This is a genomic window from Devosia sp. LjRoot3, assembly GCF_964252865.1.
Classification (GTDB): domain Bacteria; phylum Pseudomonadota; class Alphaproteobacteria; order Rhizobiales; family Devosiaceae; genus Devosia.
Map to the genome: position 1 here is coordinate 1 of NZ_CAXUPK020000012.1, position 7,934 is coordinate 7,934.

Below are 7,934 nucleotides of genomic sequence, written 5' to 3' on the forward strand. Positions count from 1 at the left end.
TTACCGGTGAACCGTTGCGGCGGATCTACCGGCAAGGGAAGGCTTCGACTGTGAGGGCGGTCGGAGCCTTCCCTTTCTTCGGGAACCAAACTTCATCACCCGAAGTTCATAGACCCGAGCATCTGGCCCGGTTGTTAACGCTCAACCGCGTGGCTGGATGCTCAACCAAAGCCGCCGCATGATCCAACAGAGGTCATGAGAGGCGGCTTTTTTCATTGGCCAATTGCAGATTTACTGGCCGGCCCGCGGCGGGAATTGTTGAAAGAAGCGCCTCAGGGTCGTCCCATGCCGTAGTCAGCAGGTCCTGAACTCCACCGGCAGAGGAAGCTGCGTTTCGCCGAACGGCACCTTCCTTGTGTGTCGCTTCCGCGGCCTTTTCCTTTGCTCGTCCGGTGACACTACAAAAGAAAGGGCACCGCAGAAGCTAAGCCGATTAATGTACTTGAATGATGCAGAGCAGGGAGGTTGGTCCCTTCAGGTCTCAAGCCGCTATTGGCCTTCGACATCGCTGGACAGACGAGGCTCTGACACCCGCCCCGGCAAGTCCCGGGCGGTTCGGCGCCCATTCGAGCATTGGTCCTAAGCTTCACGTTCTCATCAGCAAAGATCATCGCCGGGGGATAGGGAAAGCGCTTGCTATGCCTGCGACAATGGGAACTTCCGATCGTCTCCACGCTTTAGGCAGGGCATTGCAAGTTGAGGACGAGGACGCCGCTTGAACGATCAAAGGGAAGCACGCCGCATCGACCAGGAATTGCATCGGCTAGCCGGGGGCTCCGACCCTTTCGCGGCGGCTGTCCGGGCGACGCGAATGCCTATGCTGATCACAGACCCTCGACAGGAAGACAACCCGATTGTTTTCGTCAACGACGCGTTCTTCCGCCTAACAGGCTACTCGCGAAGCGAAACCCTTGGTCGAAACTGCCGATTTCTGCAGGGGCCAGGCACCAACTCCGTCGATGTTGGCAGGATCCGCAACTCGATCGAGAGGCGCGTGCCGATCGAGCTTGAGTTGCTAAATTACAGAAAGGACGGGAGCACGTTCTGGAACAGACTGCTCATCTCCCCGGTGTTCAACGACGACGGGCAGCTTACATTCTTTTTCGCCTCCCAGTTCGATGTGACGCCGGAGCGGGATCGTATCAGCCGGTTGGCCAAGGACCGCGACACACTTGAGGCCGAAATCGAAAGCCGCATCATCGACCTAGGGGCGGCAGAAGAGAGGCTGCGTTTCACGCTTCAAGCAGGTCGGCTAGGGGCGTGGACGCTTGACCTTGAGACGAAACGTCTCGTTGCCTCGACTCAGTTCAAGGCAATCATGGGGCACCCCGTGGCCGACAGCTTCACGATCAACACACTACTGGACGCTCTTGCGCCGCCAGACCAGATGGAATGGGGGGCAGCCTTCGAGCGTGCCCAAGGTGGCGATGGCTACCTGGAACATGACCTTAAGTTCACGACTCCAGATGGCGAAGATAGGTGGATCGAGCTTCGCGCTCAGACTAGGTTTGATGCCGACGGCCATCCGCTCAGCATGACAGGCGTGGTGCTCGATATAAGCGATCGCCGCGCCGCAGAGGCCCATCGCGACCTGCTGACCCGGGAAATGAGCCATCGGGTCAAGAACACGCTGGCTAACGTTCAGTCCATCGTCGGACAAACTCTGAGAAACGGTGGGGCCGATGCTGGGCTGATCGCACAGGTCGCTGATCGCCTGCAGGCACTAGCCACCGCGCACGACGTTTTGACGCAATATGGTTGGAGCAGCGCTGACCTTGGCGAAGTGGTGGCCGGCAGTCTCCGGCCATTTAGCATTGCAGGCAGACGCCTTGCTTTCGGTGGGCCTCGGGTCCGTTTGTCGGCACGAGCTGCAACGGCATTTGCCCTTGCCCTACACGAACTTGCTACGAATGCAATCAAGTACGGCTCCCTCGCGAACGAGGTCGGTATTGTGATACTGAACTGGGAAGTCGAAGCCGAAACCCTCTCGCTACGGTGGCAAGAGTCGGGCGGCCCTGCGGTCCAACCTCCCACAAAGAAAGGGTTCGGCACCCGCCTAATCGATCAGGCCCTGGCCAATAGCACAGCTGGCAAGGTCGAGCTGAATTACCGCGCCAGCGGTTTCGAGTTTCGATTCACCTCGCCGCTTGCCTCCTTAGTCGAAACGGAGAGCACGCGATCATATTGACTCCACACGCGATGCAAGGCCCACCTATCGCATATTCTCCATTTCCTTGCGGGCGGCCATCCCATGAGCGAGCACCCACGACAGAACGGGGGCCGCAACCGGATTGGCAGCGCTCAGGCGTATTTTACAGTGAGTTTGAATTGTCCGCTCTCCGCCTGAACGCGACCTGTCGTGCGACCAGGGCCGGTCCGGAGACGGCCAGGTGGGCGAAGCGACACCGACTTCGCTTCGTCATCTGCACACGCCTTAACAGACCCGAATTCACTGTGAATCATGCGTCTCCCGTGATTTTCTGGATCGGTTAGTGATGACCCGTGGGCAGCAGGGAGGTAAAACTGCGCAGGTTTCTAGGTGAGCGCTGGGCATCCATTTCGGCGATCCATGCGGCGATCGGCCTGATGCTGGTTTTTCTGGCCCTTTTCGTTGCGATCTTCGCGTATTTCATCGCCGCCGGTGTTCGCCAAACCCAACAGAATCTAGAGGATCGCTCGCGAGCCGCCGCCCAGGTGGTCGCAACCAATGCTTATTGGATCAGCGAAGTCGCAAACCAAACACTGCGGCGGATCGATACAGTCTTGGGACCGCAAATGCTGGGTGATAGCAATTCCATTCAGGGTGTCCTGAACGGGTTGCCCTCCGTGGTCGAGATTTACGTCATCGACGCCCAAGCAAACACGATTTATGCAACCGTGCCAGGTGCCAGCTCGGTCTCGGTCGCAGACCGAGAGTATTTCACGGCCCTTCGAGATGGAGCTGATTTTTACACCTCACCGATGATCGTGAGCCGCCTGACCGGAGACCACATCTTCGTCTTTAGCAAACGTGTGGAGCGCAACAACGTCTTCGCTGGTGCGATAATGGTTTCCTACTCCGACCAACTACTAGCGGACTTGTTGCAAACACTGGATCTCGATGCCGGCTCTACAGTAAGCCTCGTTCGTGACGATGGACAGCTGATGGCTCGCTTTCCGATCCCCGATGGACCGGTCGATCTATCGGCGACACCTCTATTCACTCAACACCTCCCGGCCGCCCCCCAAGGAACGTACACTTCAGCAAGTTCACCCGTTGATGGCATCGCCCGGGTGGTGAGCTACAGCAAGGTAGAAGGTACCTCGATTGTTGCCCTGGCTTCGGTCGCATCGGCCGCAGTTTGGGGCTCATTCCGCGCTGCAGTTCTGACGGTTCTTCTAATTGTCTCGCCAATCATCCTCGGTTTGGGGCTGGGATGTTGGTGGATCGTTGTTCTTTTGCGGCGCGACTCTCGTCAAGCGGCTGAGATGACCATGCTGCTTCAGGAGATACATCACAGAATCAAGAACAACATGCAGTCTGTCCAAGCTCTTGTTGGAATGCAGGATATTCCGGACACAACCAAGCGCGACCTCAGATCCAGGTTCTCGGCAATGGCGGCGATGCACGAGCATATTTATAAGCACGATGGATATGCGAGCGTCGATGCCAAGAGTCTTGTCCCAGCGATCGTCGACGAGGTGGTAACGGCGTATGGCTCCGATGCGAAGGTCACCTATACACTCAGTTCAGTGCAAGTCGGTCGCGATCAAGCCACACCACTGGCTCTCCTACTGAGTGAACTCGTCACCAATTGTCTAAAATATGCTTTCGGCCAAGGCGTGACAGGACACATATCAATCTCGCTCTCCTCGGCGGAGAACGGAATGACCACCCTCATCGTTCGAGACAACGGCATTGGCTTACCGGAAGTATCTAGGACCGGCAGTATGGGGATGCGACTAGTGAAAGGGGTGGTGTCTCAGTTGGGCGGTGAGCACGTGTTCTGCAACGATGGTGGCGCAGTCTTCGAAGCCAAATTGCGCTTGAGCTAGAAACGCACTCCGCACGTTCGTTCGATGTGAAGCGAATTCTTACTTGTCATGCATCCAATTTGCCTTTGGCGAATTGTATGTGGCGGCTCAGTGCACCTGCCTCAGACTTTGGATCCCGTATGAATTCGCCAATTTCTATTCTCATCGTGGAAGACGAATTTCTGGTCAGAATGGATATCGTCGACCAGCTGCAGGAACTTGGCTTCACGGTTTTTGAGGCGATAAACGCTGATGAGGCCCTAGCATTCCTTTCACTTCATCCCGAAATCCGGGTAATCTTTACGGACATCGACATGCCCGGAAGCATGGACGGCTTGAAGCTGGCGCGAGCAGTGCGTGACCGATGGCCACCAATCAAGATCATTGTCACATCGGGCCACCGAAGCGTGACCGATCTGGATATGCCGAGCGGCAGCCGCTTCTTTGCCAAACCATATAAGGCGGCGGAAGTGGCTCGCTCCGCAACAGAGATGGTATCCTAACAACTGCCTGCTCATTCGATGCTCAACGCTTCCAGAGCGAGATGGCGGCCGCGGCCTATTTATCAGCGGGACATCTGCCCAGAGCGCAGGCCTTCTAAGTCACCAGCCCGATCAGCAGTCCTGCCAAACCAAACAGGACCAACGTCCTCACCATCTCCAGTTTGAACCAGAACACCGCTACGGCAGCGAGCATTGCGAGCCCAAGCGCCACTGGGTCGACGCTCGACCATTCCGGCCGAGACATGCGAAGCGGGCCCGCCACGACCTCGTCCACGTGGCGGAAGACCACATGCAGCGCGAACCAGATGGCGAGGTTCAGTATGACCCCGACGACCGCGGCGGTGATTGTTCCCAGCGCACCCGAGAGAGCCGCGTTGGAACGCAGGCGTTCGATGAATGGAGCGCCAAGGAAAATCCAAAGGAAGCATGGCACGAAAGTCGCCCAGGTGGTGAAGAAGGCTCCAAGCACGCCCGCCCACAATGGATCGAGGAAGAGCGGCGCGCGATAGGTGGCGAGGAAGCCAACGAAGGTCAGGACGAGGACCAGGGGTCCTGGCGTCGTCTCCGCCAATGCGAGGCCATCGATCATTTCGCCCGGTCGCAACCAGCCGAATGTCTGCACGGCCTCCTGGGCCACATAGGCAAGCACGGCATAGGCGCCGCCGAAGGTGACCACGGCCATCTGCGAGAAGAACGAGAAGACCGATGCGAAGGTGCTATCCCATCCGAACAAGGGGATGATCACCAGCCAGGGAGCAATCCAAAGCGCTCCCCACATTACAAGGGTCCTAATAGCCAAGCCCCAGCTAGGCTTCAGGTCCGGCACGTTGTCGTCAATCACCGCCGGTCCCGAGACGTTGCCGGCGGCCTTATGACCACCCGACTTGAATATGTCGGGGCGGGCTCGGGCCCCCGCATAGCCGACGATGCCGGCGACGAGAACTACGATAGGGAAAGGCACCGCGAAGAAGAACAGGGCCACGAACGCAATGGCGGCTACGGCGACCATGACCTCGTTCTTCAGGGCCCGCTTGCTGACCCGCAGAACGGCCTCGACGACGATTGCCAGCACCGCGGCCTTCAAGCCATAGAAAAGGCTCGCAAGCAGCTCGACCTGGTGGAAAAGCGCATAGATGGCAGACAGCGCCAGGATGACGAAGAAGCCGGACACCACGAAAAGCGTACCAGCGACCACACCGCCCTTTGTGCCGTGGAGCAGCCAACCGACATACGTGGCGAGTTGCTGTGCTTCAGGGCCTGGGAGCAATGTGCAGTAGCTCAGAGCATGGAGGAATCGTTCCTCCGATATCCATCGCTTCTCCTCGACCAGCACCTTGTGCATCAGGGCAATCTGACCAGCCGGCCCGCCAAAGCTTAATACCGATATTTTTGCGAACGTCGCAGTCATCTCGGCAAACGTCGGATAGGCAGGCGCCCCCATGTTGTCGACCAAGGGAATGGTGCTCATGATCGAGCTCCCTTGCTCGGCCAATTGTGCGTCTCGTCGGTGGCGTCGCGGCACCAGCGATAAAAGGCGTCGTAAACGATCATCCCAGCTTCGAGCTGCCGCAGGTCATCGGAATGCATGCGCGATAATCCGAGTAATACTGCGAGAAGTCCGGCAACCTCGGGCGCCAAATCGAGGCGAGCGGTGTCGGCGCCACGGACTATGGTAGCCAGACGCCTGAGTGGTTGGAGATCGAGGCCGAACTCCTCGATCATGACATCGAAGGTGCAGAGCTCGCCGCGATGGCTCCAATGCACGCCTTCGATATCGAACGGTTGGCCGCCGAACCGCTCCGCGACTGCCGTGACCTCGCCGGCGGCGACGAAAAGGAAACGAGCAGTGGGATCGACGAACCGGCGGATGAGCCATGGACAAGCAATGCGGTCTATCTTTGGTCGTGACCTGGTAACCCAGACGCTTCCGCCATGTGCCTCGTTGGGCAGGGCCTTTGCAGGTACGACAGGGAATCCCGCGGAACGCCATGCCTCAATGCCGCCATCGAGAACCTCGGCGTCGATTCCTTCAGTCCGCAGCCACGCCGCTGCGCCCTCGCTGAGCTTCTTGCCCTTCTGGCACACAACGACCGCGGAAGGACCGAGCTCGGCCGACCATGAGCCGACCTTGGACCACTCGCGTCGTATCGCACCGGGAACGAGGACGGGATCGGAGTCGAAGGCGCCTTGGTCCCTCACATCGACTATGCGGGGCGCCCCCGGCGTGCCCACCAGGCGGATAAGTTTATCTGATGATATGGATACGAAACTAGGCATGGCGCGTCCTGAAGAGCGGCTGGACGCGATACTTCGGCTTGGCGCCTCACGGGGCTATCGCTTTCCCCTTGGCTCCAGATGATCTCAACCGGTCTCCTGGGTCAAGTTCTTCCGGTGAGCGAAGTCCGGATGGCCTAGGCCATTCCCGTATTCAATGTCGGTAGCAGCGAGGTGGTGAAAATGAACATATCGATTGGGGTCGTTTTGCGTAGCGCCACGTCGATCAACGCAACAAGAAACGGTTGCTTCCATCGATGCGATAATCCCGGTTAGCAAGGCACGCCCCCTAGAGGGCGTGCGTTGGCCATGGCGCCTAGTTCGCCTTACAATAGAGCCTCATCGTGGTGATCAGCCCTTGGAGTTCGCTCCTAACCTCAAGGGCGAGATCGTGAGACATTAGCGTTCTTGTATCGAGTTTTCCCGATTTCAATGCCACGAGATCGGCATCAACCAAATCGAGCGAACACTCCATTTCCACCAGCGTTAGCGGATCCCCCACACCGGTCTGGATTGCCTGCTCAACCTCACGTCGGTAGCGAGCCATATCAGGCTGCCATTCGGCGATTGCATATGCGTACGATGATCGAGAGCTAAATTCCTGAGTTCCCATCTTAATTTCCACCAAATCACATTAAGGTTTGCATGTGGTTCAGCGTCGAATGCATCGACGAAAAAAAGATAGTTCGCCCTTTTGCGCCGTCAAGGACGGTGGATCTGCGACACTCAACACTTTCAGCGGACTGTAGACCTGCAGCAAGATGCCGGAAGGGATAACGTCGCTTATTCGCAGCATTGGAGATGGCACCCCGACGGCATTCGAACGATAGCCAACGCAATTTCCAGATCCTCGCAAACGGCGCTATGAATTCTCTAAGATTTGAAGCGTATAAAATTTGGGCGGTGAGCGTCGGCACCGCAATTCAGCACTACCGCCTACTGGTTCCGTATGCCTATCCGCGCAAAATCTCACTTTAAGTCCAGTTTCATTTTTGCAGCCATTGCAGCCACCTTTGTGCTCGCACTCGGAATTTTCGGCTGGTGGGCCGCGAGTAAAATTGATGATCGGTCCATAGCTCGAGAAACCCGGGCCGTTCGTATGGTGTTGATTGCCACTGAGAAGTGACCCGTTAGGCGGGACTA

General features: G+C 57.6%; 6 protein-coding genes. 3 read left to right on the top strand and 3 right to left on the bottom strand.

Going from position 1 to position 7,934, the window contains the following annotated elements:
* Window positions 1-754: 754 nt before the first annotated feature.
* The 3 genes from ACSQ2A_RS22880 to ACSQ2A_RS22890 all read left to right on the top strand — a co-directional run bounded on the left by ACSQ2A_RS22880 (window position 755) and on the right by ACSQ2A_RS22890 (window position 4,517).
* Window positions 755-2,188 carry a PAS domain-containing protein gene (locus tag ACSQ2A_RS22880; RefSeq protein WP_436074159.1) on the top strand — a complete coding sequence of 478 codons (1,434 nt, stop codon included), beginning with the start codon at window positions 755-757 and terminating at the stop codon, window positions 2,186-2,188.
* Between the two features lie 314 nt (window positions 2,189-2,502).
* Window positions 2,503-4,035 (top strand): sensor histidine kinase, encoded by a 1,533-nt coding sequence (locus ACSQ2A_RS22885; protein ID WP_436074154.1) that lies wholly within the window; start codon window positions 2,503-2,505, stop codon window positions 4,033-4,035.
* 119 nt (window positions 4,036-4,154) lie between these two features.
* On the top strand, window positions 4,155-4,517 hold the full coding sequence (locus ACSQ2A_RS22890) for a response regulator (protein ID WP_436074155.1): 363 nt from the start codon (window positions 4,155-4,157) through the stop codon (window positions 4,515-4,517).
* A 94-nt stretch (window positions 4,518-4,611) separates the two neighbouring features.
* On the opposite strand, the gene chrA is transcribed toward ACSQ2A_RS22890, so the two are convergent.
* The 3 genes from chrA to ACSQ2A_RS22905 form a co-directional block, all read right to left on the bottom strand.
* Window positions 4,612-5,985 (bottom strand): chromate efflux transporter, encoded by a 1,374-nt coding sequence (gene chrA, locus ACSQ2A_RS22895; protein WP_436074156.1) that lies wholly within the window; start codon window positions 5,983-5,985, stop codon window positions 4,612-4,614.
* On the bottom strand, window positions 5,982-6,794 hold the full coding sequence (locus tag ACSQ2A_RS22900; RefSeq protein ID WP_436074157.1) for a chromate resistance protein ChrB domain-containing protein: 813 nt from the start codon (window positions 6,792-6,794) through the stop codon (window positions 5,982-5,984). Before ACSQ2A_RS22900 ends, chrA begins: the two co-directional genes overlap by 4 nt.
* Window positions 6,795-7,107: 313 nt before the next feature.
* Window positions 7,108-7,404, bottom strand: coding sequence for a hypothetical protein (locus ACSQ2A_RS22905; protein ID WP_436074158.1), 297 nt, complete (start codon window positions 7,402-7,404; stop codon window positions 7,108-7,110).
* Window positions 7,405-7,934 lie beyond the last annotated feature (530 nt).

Excerpts from the sequence above, each read along its gene's own strand:
- chrA (WP_436074156.1), bottom strand. The coding sequence starts at position 5,985 with ATGAGCACCATTCCCTTGGTCGACAACATGGGGGCGCCTGCCTATCCG.
- ACSQ2A_RS22890 (WP_436074155.1), top strand. The coding sequence starts at position 4,155 with ATGAATTCGCCAATTTCTATTCTCATCGTGGAAGACGAATTTCTGGTC.
- ACSQ2A_RS22900 (WP_436074157.1), bottom strand. The coding sequence starts at position 6,794 with ATGCCTAGTTTCGTATCCATATCATCAGATAAACTTATCCGCCTGGTG.
- ACSQ2A_RS22905 (WP_436074158.1), bottom strand. The coding sequence starts at position 7,404 with ATGGGAACTCAGGAATTTAGCTCTCGATCATCGTACGCATATGCAATC.